Below are 20,467 nucleotides of genomic sequence, written 5' to 3'. Positions count from 1 at the left end.
CGATCCGATTACTTGATCATGTAGATCGTGGCGAAGAGGCCGATCCAGACGACATCGACGAAGTGCCAGTAGTAGGACACGACGATGGCTGCGGTCGCCTGCTCGTGGGTGAACCTCCGGGCCATGTACGTCCTGGCCAGGACCAGCAGGAAGGCGATGAGGCCGCCCGTCACGTGCAGGCCGTGGAAGCCGGTCGTCAGGTAGAACACCGAGCCGTACGGGTCGGACGAGAGCGAGAGGCCCTCGTGCTTGACCAGCTCCGTGTACTCGAAGACCTGACCGCCGATGAAGATCGCACCCATGATGAAGGTCACGATGAACCACATCCGGAGCTTCTTCACGTCACCGCGCTCGGCGGCGAACACGCCGAGCTGGCAGGTGAGGGAGGAGAGCACCAGGATCGTGGTGTTCGTCGCCGAGAACGGGAAGTTCAGGGCGTCCGCCTTCTCATGCCAGAAGTCCGGACCGGTCACCGATCGCAGGGTGAAGTACATCGCGAAGAGGGCCGCGAAGAACATCAGCTCGGAACTCAGCCAGATGATGGTTCCGACGCTGGTGAGGTTCGGCCGATTGACCGACGGGTGCGCGTGCCCGGTTTCTACTGTCGTTGCTGTCGCCACGACCGACATTATGTCGGTCGCTTATCCCGCCCTCACTACGGGGGGTGCCGTTCGGAGTGTCCCCCGCGTGTGTGCAGCCCATACGGCCCATTGGAGGGCCCCTGGCAACAGGTGTTGACGGGCGGTTGCAACAGGTGTTGACGGGCGGTGCGAGGGAGTAGCATCCGGCGCAACGGCATCCGAAGAGTTCCCGACCAAAGACGCGGAGGAACAATGCAGCCGACGGCCACGGTGCTGGTCTACAGCAACGACGCGAGCACCCGCGAACAGGTCCGGTTGGCGACCGGCCGCAGGCCGGCCGCAGACGTTCCCGCCGTCGAGTTCGTCGAGTGCGCGACGCTTCCCGCTGTCCTGAAGGAGCTGGACCGGGGCGGAGTGGATGTGTGTGTGCTGGACGGCGAGGCCAAGCCGGCGGGCGGCATGGGCGTGTGCCGCCAGATCAAGGACGAGGTCTTCCGGTGCCCGCCGGTGCTGCTGCTCATGGGGCGGCCGCAGGACGCCTGGCTGGCCACCTGGAGCCGTGCGGACGCGGCGGTGACACTGCCGGTGGAGCCGGTGGAGTTCGCCGAGGCGCTGGCCGGTCTCCTGCGCAGCAGGCGGGCTGTGGGGGCCTGAGGGCCCCCGTAGGTCGTGACTGACCGCGGGCGTCAGACGCCCGCGGTCAGTCAAACGCCCGGGCGCAGCCGCGCCATTTCCGCCGGACCGGGGCCGTCGGGGGTCCCGCCGAGCACGGCGCTGCCGGCGCGCCAGTCCTTCCAGCTGAGGTTCCAGTCGCCGAAGCCGTTGCCGAACGTGTCCATGTCCCGGCCGTTGCTGTTGACGACCTTGACGATGTCGCCCTGGTTGAACGTCCGGAAGAACCAGGAGGCGTTGGAGGTGCTCATGCCGACGCATCCGTGGCTGACGTTGGCGGATCCCTGGGAGCCCACGGACCAGGGCGCGGCGTGCACGTACTCGCCGCTCCAGGTGACCCGCGTCGCGTAGTAGACCGGCAGGTCGTACGACTCCGAGCTGCCCGCGGCGATTCCCACGGTGCTGCTCCGCATGCGGACGTAGTAAGCCTTTTCGAGCACCACCTTGACGCCGTTGCGGGTCTCGAAGCCCGGTTTGCCGGTGGTGACGGGGATGGTGTTGATCACCTTGCCGTTGCGGTAGACCGTCATGGTGTGGCTCGCGGCGTCCGTCACGGCCTCCAGGCGGTCGCCGATGGTCAGACTCAGCGGCGCCGACGCCGCGCCCCAGAGGCGGTCGCCGACCTTGATGCCCTCCAGGGTGCTGCGTACGTCGAGGGTGGTGCCCGGCGCCCAGTACTCCTTGGGCCGGTAGTGCAGCGTCTTGTCGTCGACCCAGTGCCAGGCGCCCTCCGCCGAGGGGCGTGCGTCGACCTTGAGGGCGCGCTCCACGACGGCCCTGGCGGCCTTGTCCTGCACGGGGGCGCTGAGCTCGGCGGTGACCGGCTGGCCCACGCCGTAGGTTCCCGCCTCGGGCCCGAAGGTGACCTGCACCCGCTTCTTCTGGTCGGCCGGGCCCGTGTCGAAGGTGAGGACCTTGCGGCCCGGTTCGCCCTCGCCGTTCTCGGTGCTCACCCGGACCGTGTAGCGGGTGCCTGCGGCGAGGGGGGTGGTGCTGTGCCAACGCGTGCCGTCGGCGGACAGTTCGCCCGGGACGTAGCGTCCTGACGCGTCCGTGGCGGTGACGTCGGTGATGCGTCCTGACCCGCCCTGGGTGGTGATCTCCAGGGGCTTGTCGGGGTCCGCCTTCTCGTTCCCCGAGGGGCCGTTGAAGACGATCTGGTCCGCTGCGTCGAACGGCTGTGCAGAGAGCGGGTTGCCGTCGAAGCTGCACGAGACAGAGGTGGCGCCGAACGCGACCACCAGCACAGTGCAGCTTATGACCGAGCGGATTCGCGATGTGTGGCTCATGGACCCACGCTAGAAAGCTTCGTCATCCGGAGCGCGTCATGTAACCCGTACGGGTGTGTCCGTTGCTGCATACGAGGGAGCCCGGACACTCCTGACGGTGTGTCCGGGCCCCTCGGTGTTGTGATCGTGTTATTGGTTCTGGTTCTCGCCGCGGTAGTACTCGAAGACCCAGCCCCACAGGCCGATCAGGATGATCGGCAGGGAGAAGTACAGCAGCCACCAGCCGAAGATGACGCCCAGGAAGGCGAACGAGCCACCGATGCCGAGGGCGAGCGGCTGCCAGCTGTGCGGGCTGAAGAAGCCGACCTCACCGGCGTCGTCCGCGACGTCGGCCTCCTTGTTGTCCTGAGCACCCGCGTCGACCCGCCGGGCCGTGAAGGCCAGGTAGTAGCCGATCATGATGGCCAGGCCGAAGGCCAGGAAGAGCGCCGTAGTACCGGCCGGCTCCTTCGACCACACGCCATAGACGATCGCCATGACGAGGATGAAGACGCTCAGCCAGATGAACATCTTGCCCTGGATCTTCACTTGCCGGTCTCCTTCTCGACAGCGATGGCGCTGGCACCGTGACCGGCGTGACCGAGCGGTTCGAGAGCGGTGATCTCCGGGTGGTGCAGGTCGAACGCCGGGGATTCGGAACGGATCCGGGGCAGCGTGAGGAAGTTGTGCCGCGGCGGCGGGCAGGACGTCGCCCACTCCAGCGAGCGGCCGTAGCCCCACGGGTCGTCCACGCCGACCGGCTTGCCGTACTTGGCCGTCTTCCAGACGTTGTAGAAGAACGGCAGGATCGACAGGCCCAGCACGAACGAGCTGATCGTCGAGATCGTGTTCAGCGCAGTGAAACCGTCGGCCGCGAGGTAGTCCGCGTAACGACGCGGCATGCCCTCGGCACCCAGCCAGTGCTGCACCAGGAACGTGCCGTGGAAGCCGATGAACAGCGTCCAGAAAGTGATCTTGCCAAGCCGCTCGTCCAGCATCTTGCCGGTGAACTTCGGCCACCAGAAGTGGAAGCCGGCGAACATCGCGAACACCACGGTGCCGAACACCACGTAGTGGAAGTGCGCCACCACGAAGTACGAGTCCGAGACGTGGAAGTCCAGCGGCGGCGAGGCCAGGATGACACCGGTCAGACCACCGAAGAGGAAGGTGATCAGGAAGCCGATCGACCAGAGCATCGGCGTCTCGAAGGACAGCGAGCCCTTCCACATCGTGCCGATCCAGTTGAAGAACTTCACACCGGTCGGCACCGCGATCAGGAACGTCATGAAGGCGAAGAAGGGCAGCAGCACACCGCCCGTGACGTACATGTGGTGCGCCCACACCGTCACCGACAGACCCGCGATCGAGATCGTCGCCGCGATCAGACCGATGTAACCGAAGATCGGCTTACGCGAGAAGACCGGGATGACCTCGGAGATGATGCCGAAGAACGGCAGGGCGATGATGTACACCTCTGGATGGCCGAAGAACCAGAAGAGGTGCTGCCACAGCAGTGCGCCGCCGTTGGCCGCGTCGAAGATGTGCGCTCCGAACTTGCGGTCGACCTCGAGGGCGAACAGCGCCGCCGCGAGGACCGGGAAGGCCAGCAGCACCAGCACACCGGTGAGCAGCACGTTCCAGGTGAAGATCGGCATGCGGAACATGGTCATGCCCGGCGCGCGCATGCAGATGATCGTGGTGATGAAGTTGACCGAGCCGAGGATCGTGCCGAAGCCGGAGAAGGCCAGACCCATGATCCACATGTCGGCGCCCACGCCCGGCGAGCGGACCGCGTCCGACAGCGGCGAGTAGGCGAACCAGCCGAAGTCGGCCGCACCCTGCGGGGTGAGGAAGCCGGCCACCGCGATCAGCGAGCCGAACAGGTAGAGCCAGTAGGCGAACATGTTCAGCCGCGGGAACGCGACGTCGGGCGCGCCGATCTGCAGCGGCATGATCCAGTTCGCGAATCCGGCGAACAGCGGCGTCGCGAACATCAGCAGCATGATCGTGCCGTGCATCGTGAACGCCTGGTTGAACTGCTCGTTCGACATGATCTGCGTGCCGGGACGGGCCAGTTCGGCGCGCATGATCAGCGCCAGCAGACCGCCGATGCAGAAGAACGCGAACGACGTGACCAGATACAGCGTGCCGATCGTCTTGTGGTCGGTGGTCGTCAGCCACTTCACCACGACGTTGCCGGGCTGCTTCTTGCGTACCGGCAGCTCGTTCTCGTACGAGTCGGCTGCTGCGGCACCCTGGGGTTCGTTGAGGATGCTCACGTGGTCTTCACCTCGCGGTTCTTTTCGTGCGTCGTCTGCTCGATGCCGGCCGGGATGTAACCCGTCTGGCCCTTCTCCGCGAGCTCCTCGAGGTGCTGCTTGTAGCGCTCGGGAGAGACGACCTTCACGTTGAAGAGCATCCGGGAGTGGTCGACGCCGCAGAGCTCGGCGCACTTGCCCAGGAAGGTGCCCTCCTGGTTGGGGGTCACCTCGAAGGTGTTGGTGTGGCCCGGGATGACGTCCTGCTTCATGAGGAACGGCACCACCCAGAAGGAGTGGATGACGTCACGCGAGGTGAGGACGAAGCGGACCTTCTCGCCCTTGGGGAGCCACAGGGTGGGGCCCGGGTTCTTCGTCTGCGGGTTCTGGTCGCCCGGGATGCCGACGTCGTAGACACCGCCGGCGTTGGCCGGGAAGTCGTCCTTGAACTTCTGCGGAATCGCGTCCAGGTTCTCGTCGGTCGCTGCGTTGCCCGTCGAACCCGGCACGTTCTCGACGTAGTTGAAGCCCCAGCTCCACTGGAAGCCCACCACGTTGATGGTGTGAGCGGGCTTGTCGGAGAGCGCGAGGAGCTTCGACTCGTCACGTGCGGTGAAGTAGAACAGCACCGAGACGATGATGATCGGGACCACGGTGTAGAGCGCCTCGAGGGGCATGTTGTACCGGGTCTGCGGGGGAACTTCGACCTTGGTGCGGCTGCGCCGGTGGAAGAAAGCACTCCACAGGATCAGACCCCAGACCAGCACGCCCGTGGCGAGCGCGGCCGCCCACGAGCCCTGCCAGAGGGAGAGGATCCGCGGAGCCTCTTCCGTGACCGGGGTGGGCATACCCAGGCGGGGAAAGTCCTTGTATGTGCAACCGGTGGCGGTCGCCAGGACCAGGCCCGCAGTCAGTGCCTGCAGCAGCTTCCGCCGCATCGGGCGCCGCGGCGAGCGGTCGGAGCCGTTGGGACTCACGTAGCGCCTTCCCGAGAGTCTCGCCCGCGCTGTTGGCTGCGGCCTTCTCGCTGGTCGGTCGCCGCCCTGCGTCGGGCAGGGGTTTGGATGTTTATGCGGACCAAACCCTACTGGACGCTTTTTTGGGCCGCGCGGGGAGGGTGCCCAACGCGCCGCCCGACTCCCCGAAGGAGTGCTGTTTCCTCTGCGGGACCCCGCCTGGACTGCGGATCCGCCGCGGGCGAGGCCCCCGGAATGCCCTGCTCCGGGCATGGCCTGACGCCCTCTCCGGCACAGGAGTTAGCGTGTTTACGTGCCTTACTTCGACGCCGCTTCCTCGGCTCCTCTCCACCCCGTCGCCCGTCAGGCCCTGCAGGCCTCGCTCGACGAGGGGTGGGCCGATCCCGCCCGGCTCTACCGCGAGGGGCGGCGCGCCAGATTGCTGCTCGACGCCGCGCGCGAGGCGGCCGCCGAGGCGGTCGGATGCCGCCCCGACGAGCTCGTCTTCACCTCGTCCGGGACGCGCGCGGTGCACTCCGGGATCGCGGGGGTGCTGGCCGGGCGCCGACGCGCCGGACGTCATCTCGTCGTGTCAGCCGTCGAACACTCGTCGGTGCTCCATGCCGCCGCGACCCACGAGGGGACGGGCGGGACGGTGACCGAAGTGCCGGTGGACCGCGCCGGTTCGGTCGCGGTGGAGGCGTACGCCGATGCCCTGCGCGAGGACACGGCGCTGGCCTGTCTGCAGTCCGCCAACCACGAGGTCGGGACCGAACAGCCGGTCGCCGAGGTGGCCGAGGCGTGCCGGGCGGCCGGGGTGCCGCTGCTGGTGGACGCGGCGCAGTCGCTGACGTGGGGTCCCGTGCCGGGCGACTGGTCGGTGCTCACCGGCAGTGCCCACAAATGGGGCGGTCCGGCGGGCGTCGGGCTGCTCGCCGTGCGCAAGGGCGTCCGGTTCGCGCCCCAAGGGCCCGCGGACGAGCGGGAGTCGGGGCGCGCGGCGGGCTTCGAGAACATCCCGGCGATCGTCGCGGCCGCGGCCGCGCTGCGTGCCGTACGGGCCGAGGCGGCCGCGGAGGCCCCCCGGCTGCGGGAACTGACGGAGCGGATCCGCGCGCGGGTGCCCGAGCTGGTGCCGGACGTCGAGGTGGTCGGCGACCCGGTGCGCAGGCTGCCGCATCTGTTGACGTTCTCCTGTCTCTATGTCGATGGAGAGACAGTGCTGCACGAGCTGGACCGGGCCGGTTTCTCCGTGTCGTCCGGTTCGTCGTGCACGAGCTCCACGCTGACCCCGAGCCATGTGCTGCGGGCGATGGGCGTGCTGAGCGAGGGCAACGTACGGGTGTCGCTGCCGCTCGGGACGCCGGAGGAGGACGTGGAGCGTTTCCTGGAGGTGCTCCCGGGGGTCGTCTCCGACGTCCGCCGGAAGCTGGGCGCGCCCGAGGCCGCCGCCCGGGGCACCGAATCGGCGTCCCTCGTCGTCGACTCCCTCGGCAAGCTCTGCCCGATCCCCGTGATCGAGCTGGCCAAGGTGATCGGTGACGTGCCGGTCGGCGGCACCATCACCGTCCTCGCCGACGACGAGGCAGCGCGCCTGGACATTCCCGCGTGGTGCGAGATGCGGGGGCAGGAGTACGTGGGCGAGGAACCGGCCGAGCGGGGGGCGGCGTACGTCGTACGCCGCCTGAGCTGAGCCGCTGCGACCTGGTCCGGCCCTGGGACCGAGCTCTAAGGAATCAGGCCAGGTGGGCCTGGACCTCGACTGCCGCCTCGTGGCCGTAGGCCTTGGTGAAGCGGTCCATGAAGTGGCCGCGGCGCAGCTGGTACTCCTGCGTGCCGACCGTCTCGATGACCAGCGTCGCCAGCATGCAGCCCACCTGGGCCGCCCGCTCCAGACCGACGCCCCAGGCCAGGCCGGACAGGAAACCGGCGCGGAACGCGTCGCCGACGCCGGTCGGGTCGGCCTTGACCTCCTCCTCGGGGCAGCCGACCTCGATCGGGTCCTCGCCGTCCCGCTCGATGCGCACGCCCCGCGATCCGAGCGTGGTGACGCGGTGGCCGACCTTGGACAGGATCTCCGCGTCGGTCCAGCCGGTCTTGGACTCGATGAGCCCCTTCTCGTACTCGTTGGAGAAGAGGTACGCGGCCCCGTCCAGCAGTATCCGGATCTCCTCGCCGTCCATGCGGGAGATCTGCTGCGAGAAGTCGGCGGCGAAGGGGATGCCGCGGCTGCGGCACTCCTCGGTGTGCCGCAGCATCGCCTCCGGGTCGTCGGCGCCGATCAGTACCAGGTCGAGGCCGCCGACGCGGTCCGCGACCGCCTTGAGCTCGATCAGCCGGGCCTCGCTCATCGCGCCCGTGTAGAAGGAGCCGATCTGGTTGTGGTCGGCGTCGGTGGTGCAGATGAAACGGGCGGTGTGCAGCATCTCGGAGATCCGGACGGAGGCCGTGTCGACACCGTGCCGGTCCAGCCAGGCCCGGTACTCGTCGAAGTCGGCCCCGGCGGCACCGACCAGGATCGGCTTGGTGCCGAGCTGCCCCATGCCGAAGCAGATGTTGGCGCCTACCCCGCCGCGGCGTACGTCGAGGGCGTCGACCAGGAACGAGAGAGAGACCGTGTGCAGCTGGTCGGCGACCAGCTGGTCGGCGAAGCGGCCGGGGAAGGTCATCAGATGGTCGGTGGCGATGGAGCCGGTGACTGCGATACGCACGGCGAGGACACGCTCCTGCGGGATTCGATGGGAGCGCGTTCAAGCGCTCTCGGCAAGGTGGTGGTGGGCGACGGTGGGCGCTGGCTTCACGCTACCGGGTTCGCGCACCAGTGCTGAAGTGGCAAAACTACCGGATAGTAGGGCTTTGTCGCCGAGGCTCGCGCTGCTTACGGTTCCGTTATGACGAACTTCAAGGTCAGGGAATCCGCTCCGCTCGACGGTCCGCTCGACCTCGAAGGGGGGCTCGCCTCGCTGCGCGGCGACTGCGCCCGGATGGTGCCGCACTGGGTGGCGCCCGCCGAGGAGGCTCCGCGGCCCGTGCCGCCGTCCCATATACACGGTGTCGTCGTACCTCCGAAGTCCGCGCGGCTGCTGGACGCGATGTCCGATTACGGCGACTGAGCGACGGCTTACGGCGACCGAGCGACACCGAACGGCACCGAACGGCACCGAGCGACACCAAGCGACGGGGAGGGAACCGCCCGCTCATCCGCTGCGTCCCATCGCTGTCCCCCGTGAAGGGGATGCGGACTACGACCCTCCCCCGGTCCGGCCTTGATTCCGGTCGGCCAGAGGGGCTCCAGGGACGACAGTGAAGTCGAAGGAGCGATGCGGTGAGCACCGACGGACCCGACAACGACGCGGCCGTTCCGCGCCGGCGGCGTAACCCGCTGGCCGTCGCCTCGGTCGCGGCCGCAGTGCTGCTGGCCGGTGGTGGCGGGGCCTATTTCGCCGCGACCGCATCCGGCGGCGGTGGCGGCGGTACGGAGACCGGTGCCCCGGCCGGAGACGGCAGCAATCCGCCCCCGCTCGCGCTGGACGGCTACACGGAGAGCCCCGGCGAGGGCATCGCTACGGGTGAGCCCGACCCGAACGGTCCGGCGTACCGGGCGACCGGCAAGCTGCCCGAGGGACCGGATACGGCCGCCGTGTACCGCGCGCAGGGCGAGATCAGCGCCTCCGAGGTGACGCGACTGGCGAAGGCGCTCGGCGTCGAGGGCACTCCGAAGGTGTCGGCCGGGGCCTGGAAGCTGGGCCAGGAGAAGGACGGCTCGGGCCCGTCTCTGCAGGTGACCAAGCAGGCGCCCGGCTCCTGGACGTTCTCGCGGTACGCACCCGGGGCGAGCGACAACTGTGAGAGCGCCACCAAGCAATGCACCGGCACTGCCCCGGGCGGCGAAGGCGACGCGGTCAGCGAGCAGGTCGCGAAGAAGGCCGCCGCTCCCGTGCTGAAAGCGCTCGGCCAGGACGACGCGAAGCTTGACGCGCGTCAGCTGATGGGGGCGGTACGCGTGGTCAACGCGGACCCGAAGGTCGGCGGGCTGCCGACGTACGGCTGGTCGACGGGCATCCAGGTCGGCGCGGACGGCCAGGTGGTGGGCGGCAGCGGCCAGTTGAAGAAGCCGGTGAAGGGCGACACGTATCCCCTGATCAGCGCCCAGGAGACGCTGGATCTGCTGAACAGGTCCGCCACGGGCGGCGGGCGCGTCGGCATCGGCGGCTGCGCCAGCGCCGTACCGCTGGAGGGGCAGGACGCGAAGGACGCGCCGTGTGACAGCACCGCCTCCCCTGCCGTGCCGGGGACCGTCGCCGTGCGGGGCGCGACGTTCGGGCTCGCGGTGCACTTTGTGGAGGGGCGGCAGACCCTCGTGCCGTCCTGGCTCTTCGATGCGCGGCCGAAGGGCGCCGAGGACAGCTTCACGATCACGCATCCGGCGGTGGACCCCGAGTACCTGAAGGCGCCGGAGCCTCTCAGCCCGGAGCCGGCTGAACCGAGCCCGCGGCCCAGCACTCCGGACGGCGGGGACGAGTCGGGCAGCACCACGCGGGGCGTGCACGTCGAGTCGTACAGCGCGGACGGGCGGTCGCTGACGCTGCACTTCTGGGGCGGCGTCTGCAGCGACTACTCGGCGTCGGCGAGCGAGAGCGCGGACCAGGTGACCGTGACGGTCACCGAGACGCCGCAGGAGCCCGGCAAGGTCTGCATCATGATCGCCAAGGAGCTCAAGGAGACGGTGACGCTGGAGCAGCCGCTCGGCGACCGGAAGGTCGTGGACGCGACCGGTGGCGAGACGGTGCCGCGGAAGTAGCGGCGCCTACGCCCACGGCGGCCCTTGGCGGCCTCGGCGAATACGAAGCCCCTCGGGGGACGCGAAGCCCTCGGGTGACGCGAAGCCCCTCGGCGGATACGAGGGGCTTCGGCGGACGCGAAAGGGCGGCGGCCCCCTGTACGGGGTGCCGCCGCCCTTTCGTGGTCCTCGTCCGGCCGGATCGTTCGCGGTACGGCCGGAGCGGAGGCTCAGCTGAAGGAGTCGCCGCAGGCGCAGGAACCCGTCGCGTTCGGGTTGTCGATCGTGAAGCCCTGCTTCTCGATGGTGTCGACGAAGTCGATCGAGGCGCCGCCCAGGTAAGGAGCGCTCATCCGGTCGGTGACGACCTTCACACTGCCGAACTCCTTGACGACGTCGCCGTCGAGCGAGCGCTCGTCGAAGAAGAGCTGGTAGCGCAGGCCGGAGCAGCCGCCGGGCTGAACGGCGACGCGCAGCGCCAGGTCGTCGCGGCCTTCCTGGTCGAGCAGGGCCTTGACCTTGGCCGCGGCGGCGTCGGTCAGGATGATGCCGTCGGTGACGGTGGTGGTCTCGTCCGATACGGACATCTACATCTCTCCCGGGTTGTACGGAGACTGCTTGCCGACGGTTGCAACCGGCGGGGCCGCGGATTCATTCCGGGCCGAGTGCTTGTCTTCGACTTGTCCTTCGCTTGCTCTCCTCATGCTCGCACATGGAATTGCGAAGCGGCATGGGACGTTGTGGACGGTCGGCCGGCGGCCCGCCGGGTGACCGCCATGCGGCCACCGGGCAACCCCGGGGTGGTCCTCAGGCGGCCTCCTTGGAATGCGTCACATCGACGCGATGGCCATCGTCAAACTGACGTGAACCGGTTATGATAGATAGCGTCATTTCGACGAAAAGGCGAAGTCCCGCAATCCCGCTTGATCCAACCGATCCAAGCGAGCCGCAGAAAAGAAAGGGTGCGTGTCGTGACCACCGCCCAAACCCGTCAGGAGCTCGACGTCCAGCCGACGCCGCTCGCACTGCTGCTGCTCGGCCGTGAGGCCGACCCCAGGAGCGAGCGCGGCGTCGAATGCCCCGGCGACCTGCCCCTGCCGTCCGACCCGGACCTGGTGGAGCGCGCCCGGGCGGCCAAGGAGAAGCTCGGCGACAAGGTCTTCGTGCTCGGCCACCACTACCAGCGCGACGAGGTCATCCAGTTCGCGGACGTCACGGGTGACTCCTTCAAGCTGGCCAAGGACGCCGCCGCGCGCCCGGAGGCCGAGTACATCGTCTTCTGCGGTGTGCACTTCATGGCCGAGTCCGCCGACATCCTGACGAGCGACGACCAGAAGGTCGTGCTGCCGGACCTCGCGGCCGGCTGCTCCATGGCCGACATGGCGACGGCCGAGCAGGTCGCGGAGTGCTGGGACGTGCTGACCGATGCGGGCATCGCCGAGCAGGTCGTACCCGTCTCGTACATGAACTCGTCGGCCGACATCAAGGCGTTCACCGGCAAGCACGGCGGCACGATCTGTACGTCGTCCAATGCCAAGCGGGCGCTCGAGTGGGCCTTCTCCCAGGGTGAGAAGGTCCTCTTCCTGCCGGACCAGCACCTGGGCCGCAACACCGCCGTACGTGACCTCGGCATGTCGCTCGAGGACTGCGTGGTCTACAACCCGCACAAGCCCAACGGCGGGCTCACCGCGGAGCAGCTGCGGGACGCGAAGATGATCCTCTGGCGGGGCCACTGCTCGGTGCACGGGCGGTTCAGCCTGGACTCCGTGAACGACGTGCGCGAGCGCATCCCGGGCGTCAACGTGCTGGTCCACCCCGAGTGCAAGCACGAGGTCGTCGCGGCCGCGGACTACGTGGGCTCGACCGAGTACATCATCAAGGCGTTGGAGGCGGCCCCGGCCGGTTCCAAGTGGGCCATCGGCACGGAGCTGAACCTGGTCCGCCGCCTGGCGAACCGCTTCGCGGACGAGGGCAAGGAGATCGTCTTCCTCGACAAGACGGTGTGCTTCTGCTCGACGATGAACCGGATCGACCTGCCGCACCTCGTGTGGGCCCTCGAATCGCTGGCCGAGGGCAACCTCGTCAACCGGATCGAGGTCGACCGGGAGACGGAGCAGTTCGCGAAGCTGGCGCTCGAGCGGATGCTGGCGCTTCCGTAAGCGTCTCTGATACGCCGAAGGGGTGCCCCTCTGATGAGGGGCACCCCTTCTCTTTTGTTGCGGCCACTACACGCCCGTTGTTGCGGCTACTACACGCCCGCAGGCTCCGGTTCGCCGGATTCCGCGTCCGTCTGCTCGGCGGCCGGGATTCCGGCCTTCTTCGCCCGCTTCGCCGCCTTCTTCTTCGCGCGGCGCTCCTTGCGGAGTTCGATCATCGCGTACAGCGTCGGGACCAGCAGCAGCGTCAGCAGCGTCGAGGTGATCAGGCCGCCGATCACCACCACCGCGAGCGGCTGGGCGATGAAGCCGCCCTCGCCCGTGATGCCGAGCGCCATGGGGAGCAGCGCGAAGATCGTCGCCAGAGCGGTCATCAGGATCGGGCGGAGGCGGTGGCGGCCGCCCTCGATGACCGCTTCGACGGTGCCGTAGCCCTGCCTGCGGTACTGGTTGATCAGGTCGATCAGCACGATCGCGTTGGTGACCACGATGCCGATGAGCATCAGCATGCCGATCATCGCCGGTACGCCCATCGGGGTGCCCGTGACGATCAGCAGGCCGATCGCGCCGGTCGCCGCGAAGGGGATGGAGACCAGCAGGATCAGCGGCTGGACGAGCGACCGGAACGTCGCGACCAGCAGCATGAACACGATCGCGATCGCCGCCAGCATCGCCAGGCCGAGCGACGCGAACGCCTCGTCCTGGTCCTCCGAGACACCGCCGATCGCCGCGGTGGCGCCCTCCGGGAGATCCAGCGCGTTGATCTTCGTCTGGAGCTCGGTGCTGACCGCGCCCGTGTTGTCGCCGGTCGGCTTGGCCGTGATCGTGGCGGCGCGCTGGCCGTCGATACGGGTCATCGAGACCGGACCGTCGACAAGCTTGACGTCCGCGATGTCGGCGAGCCTCACACCCGGGCCGAGCTGCACCTTCTTCAGCTCGGCCAGCGTGTCCGCGGGCTTCGCCGAGCGGATGACGATGTCCCGCTCGGTGTCGTCCAGGACGGCCTTGCCGGTGGTGGTGCCGCGCACCGCCTGGGCGACGGCCTGGCCGAGGGTCGTGTCGTTGAATCCGGCCGCGGCCGCCTTGTCGTTGGCCTTCACCGAGATGCGCGGCACCGACTGGGACAGGTCGCTGGTGACGTCCGTGACGTCGTCGAGCGTGGCGACCTCGTCGCGGACCTCGTCCGCGGCCTCCCGCAGGACGTCCGCGTCGGCGGCCTTGACCACGACGCTCAGGTCCTGGCTGCCGAAGCCGTCCCCGGCCGCGATGGTGGTGGTCCCGATTCCGGAGAGCTTGCCGAGACCCTCGTCGATGCGCTTCTGGACGTCGTCGTACGACGCCGATTCCGCCACCTTCACCTGGAACGACGCCTGGTTCGTGTCCGTACCGCCGCCGAACGCCGCCATGAAGCCGGAGGAGCCGATGGTGACCTGGTAGTCCTCGACGCCCTCGACGCCGTCGAGCATCTTCTCGATCTTCTTCGCGGACGCGTCGGTCTTCGCCAGGCTGGTGCCCGGCTTCAACTCCTGCTTGACGGTGAGGACTTCCTGCTCGCCCTGGTCGAAGAAGTTGGTCTTCAGCAGGGGTGCCATGCCGAAGGTGCCGATGAGGATCACGACCGCGAGGGCCAGGCTGGTGAGGCGGCGGCGCGTCGCGAAACGCAGCACGGGGACGTAGAGGCGCTGCAGCCAGCTGCGGGCCTCCTTCTCCTCGGCCTTGCGGCGGGCCTCCTCCGGGTCGGCGTCCCGCACGTCCTTGGGGGCGCGCAGGAACCAGTACGACAGGACGGGCACGACCGTCAGCGACACGAGCAGCGAGGCCAGCAGCGCCGCCGTGACCGTCAGCGAGAACGAGCCGAACAGTTCGCCCACCATGCCGCCGGTCAGACCGATGGGCAGAAAGACGGCGACGGTGGTCAGCGTGGAGGACGTGACGGCGCCCGCGACCTCGCGTACCGCCTTGAGAATCGCCTCCTGGCGCTCCTCGCCGTAGCCGAGGTGCCGCTTGATGTTCTCCAGGACGACGATCGAGTCGTCGACGACGCGGCCGATCGCGATGGTCAGCGCGCCGAGCGTGAGCATGTTGAGGGAGAGGTCGCGCGTCCACAGGACGATGAGCGCGAGCACCACCGACAGCGGGATCGAGACCGCGGTGACCAGCGTCGAGCGGATCGACGCGAGGAACACCAGGATGACGAGGACCGCGAAGACCAGACCCAGCGCACCCTCGGTGGTCAGGCCCTCGATGGACTTGGAGACCGCGGGGCCCTGGTCGCTGACGACGGTCAGCGTCGCGCCGGAGCCGAGGTCCTTGCGGAGGTCCGGCAGCTTGTCCTTGACCTCGTTGGAGATGGTGACGGCGCTGCCGTCGTTGTCCATGGTGACCATGACGGCGAGGCTCGGCTCGCCGTTCGTGCGCGTGAGGGAGGTCGCGGCGGACGGCTCCTGCTCGACGGTGGCGACGTCACCGAGGCGTACGGGCTTCTTGGCGCCCTCGCCCGTGACCATCAGGTCCTTGATCTGCTCCAGCGAGGTGAAACCACCGCCGACCTGGACGGTGCGGTTGGCGCCGTCCTCGTCGAAGGAGCCGGCCGGGACCGTCGCGCCGCCCGCCTGCAGGGCCTGGCCGAGCGCTGCCGGGCTCAGGCCCGCGCGCGCCAGCTCGCCGTTGTCGGGCGTGACCGTGACCTGGAGGTCCCTGACACCGTCGACGGTGACCTGGCCGACGCCGTCGATGTCCTCGAAGGCCGGTACGACGGTGCTGTCGAGCTGGTCGGCGAGCGCCTGCTGGTCCTTGTCGGAGGTGACGGCGAGCACGACGGTCGGGATGTCGTCCGTGGAACCGGCGACGACCTGCGGGTCCACGTCGTCGGGCAGCTGGGCGCCGGCCCGGTTCACGGCCTGCTGGACGTCGGCGACGAGCTGCTGGGTGTCGTTGCCGTAGTCGAAGGACGCCATGATCAGGGCATTGCCCTCGCTGGCCGTGGAGGTGATGCCGGTGATGCCGTCGACGGCCTCGATGGTGTTCTCGAGCGGCTCGACGACCTGCTTCTCGACCACGTCGGGAGACGCACCCTGGTACGGCGCCAGCACGGACACCATGGGCAGTTCGATGGACGGCAACAGCTGCTGCTTGAGCTGCGGGATCGCGATGGCGCCGAAGACGATCGCGACGATCGACATCAGCCCGATCAGGGCCCGTTGGGCAAGGCTGAACCTGGACAGCCAGGACATGGGGACGGTCTCTCTTCTGTGGCTTACGCGGCAGGAGAGGGCGCAGATCAGCGCCCGCCATACACCCTGCGGCATCCGCGAGGCCCGATCCGTCGCTCCCAGGTGCCCATTCCTCATCCGGCGCATACTGCGGTCGGAGTACGCGCCGTCCACCCAAGGGTCCACCTCCCGGTTCCGGCCTCCCGGACCCGGTGTCCTGGATTGGACATCCCTGGTCGCGCCTGGATGTCCGTTGACGGCCCTGAACGTCCCCGGGTGAACCCGGATGTCACATCACGTCACCCTCGGGCGGACCAGCCCGGATTCGTACGCGATGACGACGAGCTGTGCCCGGTCGCGGGCGCCGAGCTTGGCCATGGCACGGTTGACATGGGTCTTGACGGTGAGCGGGCTGACCTCGAGGCGCTCGGCGATCTCGTCGTTGGAGTGGCCGCCGGCGACCTGGACCAGCACCTCACGTTCCCGGCCGGTGAGGGCCTCGAGGCGTTCGGCGTGGACGAGGTCGCCGCCGCCTTGCGAACCATTGCTCTGTGCCAGGAATGTGGCGATCAGCCCCTTGGTGGCCGCCGGGGACAGCAGGGCCTCTCCCCCGGCCGCGACCCGGATGGCGCTGAGCAGCTCCTCGGGTTCCGCCCCCTTGCCGAGGAAGCCGGAGGCGCCGGCCCGCAGCGACTGCACGACGTACTCGTCGACCTCGAACGTCGTCAGCATGACCACCCGCACATGCGCGAGCGCAGGGTCGGCGCTGATCAGGCGGGTGGCGGCGAGGCCGTCCGTGCCCGGCATACGGATGTCCATCAGCACGACGTCGGCGGCCTGCTCCTTCGCCAGCCGCACCGCCTCCGCACCGTCCGACGCCTCGCCGACGACCTCCATGTCGGGCTCGGAGTCGACGAGCACACGAAACGCGCTGCGCAGCAGCGCCTGGTCGTCGGCGAGCAGCACCCGAATGGTCATACGCGGTTCCCCGTCTGCGTCTGTGTCTGTGTCTGTGTCCGAGGCTCTGTCCGAGTCCCTGTCCGAGTCCCTGTCCGAGTCCCTGTCTGCGTCTCTTCCGTGGCCTGGCGCGCACGGTTCTGGACCGGCAGGATCGCATGGACCCGGAACCCGCCTCCGTAACGGGGGCCGGCGGTGCAGCTGCCGCCGAGCGCGGTGACCCGCTCCCGCATGCCGAGCAGCCCGTGCCCGCCGCCGTCCTGCGGCGGGGCGTCCTGACCCCGTCCGTCGTCCAGCACGGTCACCTCGAGATCGGGGCCTACGCGGACGACGCTGACCTCGGCCTTGGCCTGCCTCCCGGCGTGCTTCTGCACGTTGGTCAGCGCCTCCTGGATGATGCGGTACGCGGCGAGGTCCACGGCCGCGGGCAGCGGCGCCCCGTGATCGGCGCGGGCCACCTCCACCGGGAGGCCCGCATGGCGGAAGGTGTCGACGAGTTCGTCGAGACGGTGCAGGCCCGGAGCGGGCTCGGTGGGCGCCTCGGGGTCTCCGGTCTGCCGCAACAGGCCCACGGTGGCGCGGAGTTCGTTGAGCGCGGAGCGGCTGGCCTCCCGTACGTGGGCGAGGGCCTCCTTGGCCTGGTCGGGCCGCTTGTCCATGACGTGCGCCGCGACCCCGGCCTGGACGTTGACGAGCGCGATGTGGTGCGCCACCACGTCGTGCAGATCGCGGGCGATCCGCAGCCGCTCCTCCGCGACCCGGCGCCGGGCCTCCTCCTCGCGGGTGCGCTCGGCCCGTTCGGCGCGTTCCCGGATGGCGCCCACGAAGTCGCGGCGGCTGCGGACGGCGTCGCCCGCTGCCGCGGCCATACCGGTCCACGCGAAGACGGCGATGTTCTCCTGCGCGTACCAGGGCAGCGGTCCGGCCAGCATCCCGGCCGCCGTCAGCACCGTCATCGTGGGCAGGGCGACCCGCCAGGTGGTGGACCGGTCGGTGCGGGCGGCGACGGTGTAGAGCGCGACGACCGCGCACATCGCGACGGGGGTGCGCGGGTCGCCGGTGACCAGCTCCACGAGGGACAGGGCACCGGTCGCGGCCAGCACGATCATGGGGCGCGCCCGGCGGAGGACCAGCGTGCCGGCGCCGAGCACCATCAGGCTGAGGCTGAGGGCGTCGGGCGTGTGCGTGCCCCACTTGGGGCCGCCGTGGCGGCCGGGGTCGGCGAAGGAGCCGACGATCATGCAGACGAGAACGGCGGCCGCGAGGGCGGCGTCCAGGGCCCGGGGGTGGGCCTGCAGCCAGGTCCTTGCGCGGGTCCAGGGGCCTGGGCTCTGGGGAGGGGTCACGTCCAGCCACGGTACGGGGCCCCGGCGGGCGGCGGAACGGGCGGGCTTGCGATGGGGCGCCCTTCACATGCGCGTGCCGCCGTCGTGGGCGGGGAGCGGACGCCGAAGTCAGCCGGGGATCAGGCCGAAGCCAGCCGGGGATCAAGCGGCCGTCGTGGGCTGGGAGCGGACAGCCGAAGATCAGACCGCCGTCAGCCGGGGATCAGGCCGCCGTCGTGGGCTGGGAGCGGACAGCGGGAGATCAGACCGCCGTCAGCCGGGGATCAGGCCGTCGTCGCTCAACAGCTCCCGGACTTCCTCCAGGGTGGCGTCCGGGGCCGGGAGGATCAGTTCTGAGGGTTCCAGGGAGTCGTCCGGGAGCGGGGTGCCCAGTTCGCGGACCTTTTCCAGGAGGGCGTGCAGGGTCTGGCGGAAGCCGGGGCCGTCGCCGCTCTCCATCTCGGAGAGCAGCGCCTCGTCCAGCTTGTTCAGTTCGGCGAAGTGGCTGTCTGCCAGCTTCACCTGCCCCTCCCCCATGATCCGTACGATCATGTCGCCCTCCTCGGACGTGATGGCGGCGGCGGGGTGGCTACTGCTTGTCGAAGCGCGGGGTGTCCTGCTGCTGGGACTGCTGCTGTCCCTGGCTGCCGGCCGTGCCGCCCTCGATCGCCTGCTGCTGGGTGGAACCACCGGCCAGCTCGGCCTTCATGCGTTGCAGCTCCAGCTCTACATCCGTACCACCGGAGAGCCGGTCCAGCTCGGCCTGGATGTCGTCCTTGGCCATGCCCGAGGGGTCGTCGAGGGCGCCGGAGGCCAGCAGCTCGTCGATCGCGCCGGCCCGCGCCTGGAGCTGCGCGGTCTTGTCCTCGGCGCGCTGGATCGCCAGGCCCACGTCGCCCATCTCCTCCGAGATGCCGGAGAAGGCCTCGCCGATCCGGGTCTGCGCCTGGGCCGCGGTGTAGGTGGCCTTGATGGTCTCCTTCTTCGTGCGGAAGGCGTCCACCTTGGCCTGCAGCCGCTGGGCCGCCAGGGTGAGCTTCTCCTCCTCGCCCGACAGGGTCTGGTGCTGCGTCTCCAGGTCCGTCACCTGCTGCTGGAGAGCGGCGCGGCGGGAGAGCGCCTCGCGGGCCAGGTCCTCACGGCCCAGCGCCAGCGCCTTGCGGCCCTGGTCCTCCAGCTTGGCCGACTGGGTCTGGAGCTGGTTGAGCTGCAGCTCCAGGCGCTTGCGGGAGGTCGCAACATCGGCGACGCCGCGGCGCACCTTCTGAAGCAGCTCCAGCTGCTTCTGGTACGAGTAGTCGAGGGTCTCGCGCGGGTCCTCGGCCCGGTCCAGGGCCTTGTTCGCCTTCGCGCGGAAGATCATCCCCATACGCTTCATGACACCGCTCATGGGCTTCGCGCGCCCCCTTCTGACGGACTCCAGCTCCCAGGTCTTCAACAGAACCCACAGTACGGGCCCTGCCTCCATTACCGCACTGTTCGGGGACCGATGCGCTCATCCCCAAGGACGACTGCTTGCGGCCCTGCTCCGGCGTAGGGAGTAGGTGTCTCCCAGGGATCACTGAGGAGAACCGCCGACGACGTCCGGTCTGCCCCACTCCATACGCACGGTGGTGCCTGTACAGACGTACGGTGTTGCCGGATCGTTCCCCACCGGGCTGGGGTCCATTCCCCCGCACCACGTACCCTTGGATTTTGTGTTCCGTAGCCGTGCCAAAGAAGAGAAGGCACCCGCCGCCAAGGCGTCGGTGACCAACTCCAACGAGACCCGTGACCCGCAGGCCCCGAAGGGTCGTCCGACGCCCAAGCGCAGCGAGGCCCAGACGCAGCGCCGAAGTGTCGCCAACACCAAGCTGACGCGCAAGGAGGCCGCGAAGCGGCAGCGCGACGAGCGCCGTGCGCAGATGGAGCGGCAGCGCCAGGCGCTGGCGAGCGGTGACGAGCGCTATCTGCCCGTCCGCGACAAGGGCCCGGTCCGGCGGTTCGCGCGTGACTTCGTGGACTCGCGGTTCAGCATCGCCGAGTTCTTCCTGCCGCTCGCGGTGATCATCCTCGTCCTGAGCATGGTCCGCGTGCCGGCCATCCAGAACGCCGCACTGCTGCTGTGGCTGTTCGTGATCGTCCTGATCGTCGTCGACTCGATCGGCCTCGCGATCCGGCTGAAGAAGCAGCTGAACACGCGCTTCGCGGACCAGCCCAAGCGGGGCGCCGTCGCCTACGCCCTGATGCGTACGCTCCAGATGCGCCGGCTCCGGCTGCCGAAGCCGCAGGTCAAGCGCGGAGAGCGGCCCTGAGCGCAGAG

At 69.1% G+C, this 20,467-nt stretch carries 18 protein-coding genes; 6 read left to right on the top strand and 12 right to left on the bottom strand.

Annotated elements, in window-relative coordinates; all coding sequences use genetic code 11:
• Nucleotides 1-8: 8 nt before the first annotated feature.
• The gene (ctaE, locus tag H1D24_RS22760; RefSeq protein ID WP_181659505.1) at nt 9-629 is read right to left on the bottom strand and encodes an aa3-type cytochrome oxidase subunit III; all 621 of its coding nucleotides are present in this window, start codon (nt 627-629) and stop codon (nt 9-11) included.
• 204 nt (nt 630-833) lie between these two features.
• Here ctaE and H1D24_RS22755 point away from each other — a divergent pair, with 204 nt between their 5' ends.
• Nucleotides 834-1,235, top strand: a complete 402-nt coding sequence (locus tag H1D24_RS22755; RefSeq protein WP_181659504.1) for a hypothetical protein — start codon at nt 834-836, stop codon at nt 1,233-1,235.
• A 50-nt stretch (nt 1,236-1,285) separates the two neighbouring features.
• Here the strand turns inward: H1D24_RS22755 and H1D24_RS22750 are convergent, their stop codons facing one another.
• From H1D24_RS22750 to ctaC, 4 genes are all read right to left on the bottom strand, one after another.
• Nucleotides 1,286-2,542, bottom strand: coding sequence for a L,D-transpeptidase (locus H1D24_RS22750; RefSeq protein ID WP_181659503.1), 1,257 nt, complete (start codon nt 2,540-2,542; stop codon nt 1,286-1,288).
• Between the two features lie 129 nt (nt 2,543-2,671).
• Nucleotides 2,672-3,070, bottom strand: coding sequence for a cytochrome c oxidase subunit 4 (locus tag H1D24_RS22745; protein ID WP_181659502.1), 399 nt, complete (start codon nt 3,068-3,070; stop codon nt 2,672-2,674).
• Nucleotides 3,067-4,800, bottom strand: coding sequence for an aa3-type cytochrome oxidase subunit I (gene ctaD, locus H1D24_RS22740; protein ID WP_181659501.1), 1,734 nt, complete (start codon nt 4,798-4,800; stop codon nt 3,067-3,069). Before ctaD ends, H1D24_RS22745 begins: the two co-directional genes overlap by 4 nt.
• Nucleotides 4,797-5,756, bottom strand: a complete 960-nt coding sequence (gene ctaC / locus H1D24_RS22735; RefSeq protein ID WP_181659500.1) for an aa3-type cytochrome oxidase subunit II — start codon at nt 5,754-5,756, stop codon at nt 4,797-4,799. The genes ctaD and ctaC overlap by 4 nt, the downstream gene beginning before the upstream one ends.
• Nucleotides 5,757-6,048: 292 nt before the next feature.
• On the opposite strand from ctaC, the gene H1D24_RS22730 reads away from it, so the two are divergent.
• The gene (locus H1D24_RS22730) at nt 6,049-7,428 is read left to right on the top strand and encodes a cysteine desulfurase/sulfurtransferase TusA family protein (protein WP_181659499.1); all 1,380 of its coding nucleotides are present in this window, start codon (nt 6,049-6,051) and stop codon (nt 7,426-7,428) included.
• A gap of 43 nt (nt 7,429-7,471) precedes the next feature.
• Here H1D24_RS22730 and H1D24_RS22725 read toward each other — a convergent pair whose 3' ends face one another.
• The gene (locus tag H1D24_RS22725; protein WP_181659498.1) at nt 7,472-8,446 is read right to left on the bottom strand and encodes a carbohydrate kinase family protein; all 975 of its coding nucleotides are present in this window, start codon (nt 8,444-8,446) and stop codon (nt 7,472-7,474) included.
• 180 nt (nt 8,447-8,626) lie between these two features.
• Between H1D24_RS22725 and H1D24_RS22720 the strand changes: the two genes are divergently transcribed.
• Entirely contained in the window at nt 8,627-8,848 is a 222-nt protein-coding gene (locus tag H1D24_RS22720) for a hypothetical protein (protein ID WP_181659497.1), read from the top strand.
• A gap of 212 nt (nt 8,849-9,060) precedes the next feature.
• Nucleotides 9,061-10,536, top strand: a complete 1,476-nt coding sequence (locus H1D24_RS22715) for a hypothetical protein (RefSeq protein ID WP_309484410.1) — start codon at nt 9,061-9,063, stop codon at nt 10,534-10,536.
• A gap of 209 nt (nt 10,537-10,745) precedes the next feature.
• Here the strand turns inward: H1D24_RS22715 and erpA are convergent, their stop codons facing one another.
• Nucleotides 10,746-11,102 (bottom strand): iron-sulfur cluster insertion protein ErpA, encoded by a 357-nt coding sequence (gene erpA, locus H1D24_RS22710; RefSeq protein ID WP_181659496.1) that lies wholly within the window; start codon nt 11,100-11,102, stop codon nt 10,746-10,748.
• Nucleotides 11,103-11,486: 384 nt separating this feature from the next.
• Between erpA and nadA the strand changes: the two genes are divergently transcribed.
• Nucleotides 11,487-12,674 (top strand): quinolinate synthase NadA, encoded by a 1,188-nt coding sequence (nadA, locus tag H1D24_RS22705; RefSeq protein ID WP_181659495.1) that lies wholly within the window; start codon nt 11,487-11,489, stop codon nt 12,672-12,674.
• Nucleotides 12,675-12,763: 89 nt separating this feature from the next.
• Here nadA and H1D24_RS22700 read toward each other — a convergent pair whose 3' ends face one another.
• From H1D24_RS22700 to H1D24_RS22680, 5 genes are all read right to left on the bottom strand, one after another.
• Nucleotides 12,764-15,904: an efflux RND transporter permease subunit gene (locus H1D24_RS22700; protein WP_181659494.1), complete on the bottom strand. Its 3,141-nt coding sequence runs from the start codon at nt 15,902-15,904 to the stop codon at nt 12,764-12,766.
• A gap of 273 nt (nt 15,905-16,177) precedes the next feature.
• Complete coding sequence (locus H1D24_RS22695; RefSeq protein WP_181659493.1) at nt 16,178-16,861, bottom strand: response regulator; 684 nt, start codon at nt 16,859-16,861, stop codon at nt 16,178-16,180.
• On the bottom strand, nt 16,858-18,186 hold the full coding sequence (locus tag H1D24_RS22690; protein WP_181659492.1) for a sensor histidine kinase: 1,329 nt from the start codon (nt 18,184-18,186) through the stop codon (nt 16,858-16,860). The genes H1D24_RS22695 and H1D24_RS22690 overlap by 4 nt, the downstream gene beginning before the upstream one ends.
• A 252-nt stretch (nt 18,187-18,438) precedes the next feature.
• Complete coding sequence (gene pspAA, locus H1D24_RS22685) at nt 18,439-18,717, bottom strand: PspA-associated protein PspAA (protein ID WP_181659491.1); 279 nt, start codon at nt 18,715-18,717, stop codon at nt 18,439-18,441.
• 37 nt (nt 18,718-18,754) lie between these two features.
• Nucleotides 18,755-19,555 carry a PspA/IM30 family protein gene (locus H1D24_RS22680; protein WP_181659490.1) on the bottom strand — a complete coding sequence of 267 codons (801 nt, stop codon included), beginning with the start codon at nt 19,553-19,555 and terminating at the stop codon, nt 18,755-18,757.
• 277 nt (nt 19,556-19,832) lie between these two features.
• Between H1D24_RS22680 and H1D24_RS22675 the strand changes: the two genes are divergently transcribed.
• Nucleotides 19,833-20,459 carry a DUF3043 domain-containing protein gene (locus tag H1D24_RS22675; RefSeq protein ID WP_181659625.1) on the top strand — a complete coding sequence of 209 codons (627 nt, stop codon included), beginning with the start codon at nt 19,833-19,835 and terminating at the stop codon, nt 20,457-20,459.
• Nucleotides 20,460-20,467: the final 8 nt, after the last annotated feature.

The organism is Streptomyces himalayensis subsp. himalayensis (genome assembly GCF_013778455.1).
GTDB classification, from domain to species: domain Bacteria; phylum Actinomycetota; class Actinomycetes; order Streptomycetales; family Streptomycetaceae; genus Streptomyces; species Streptomyces himalayensis.
The sequence above is the reverse complement of the archived record's forward strand: the minus strand, read 5'-3'. Positions and strand labels throughout refer to the sequence as shown.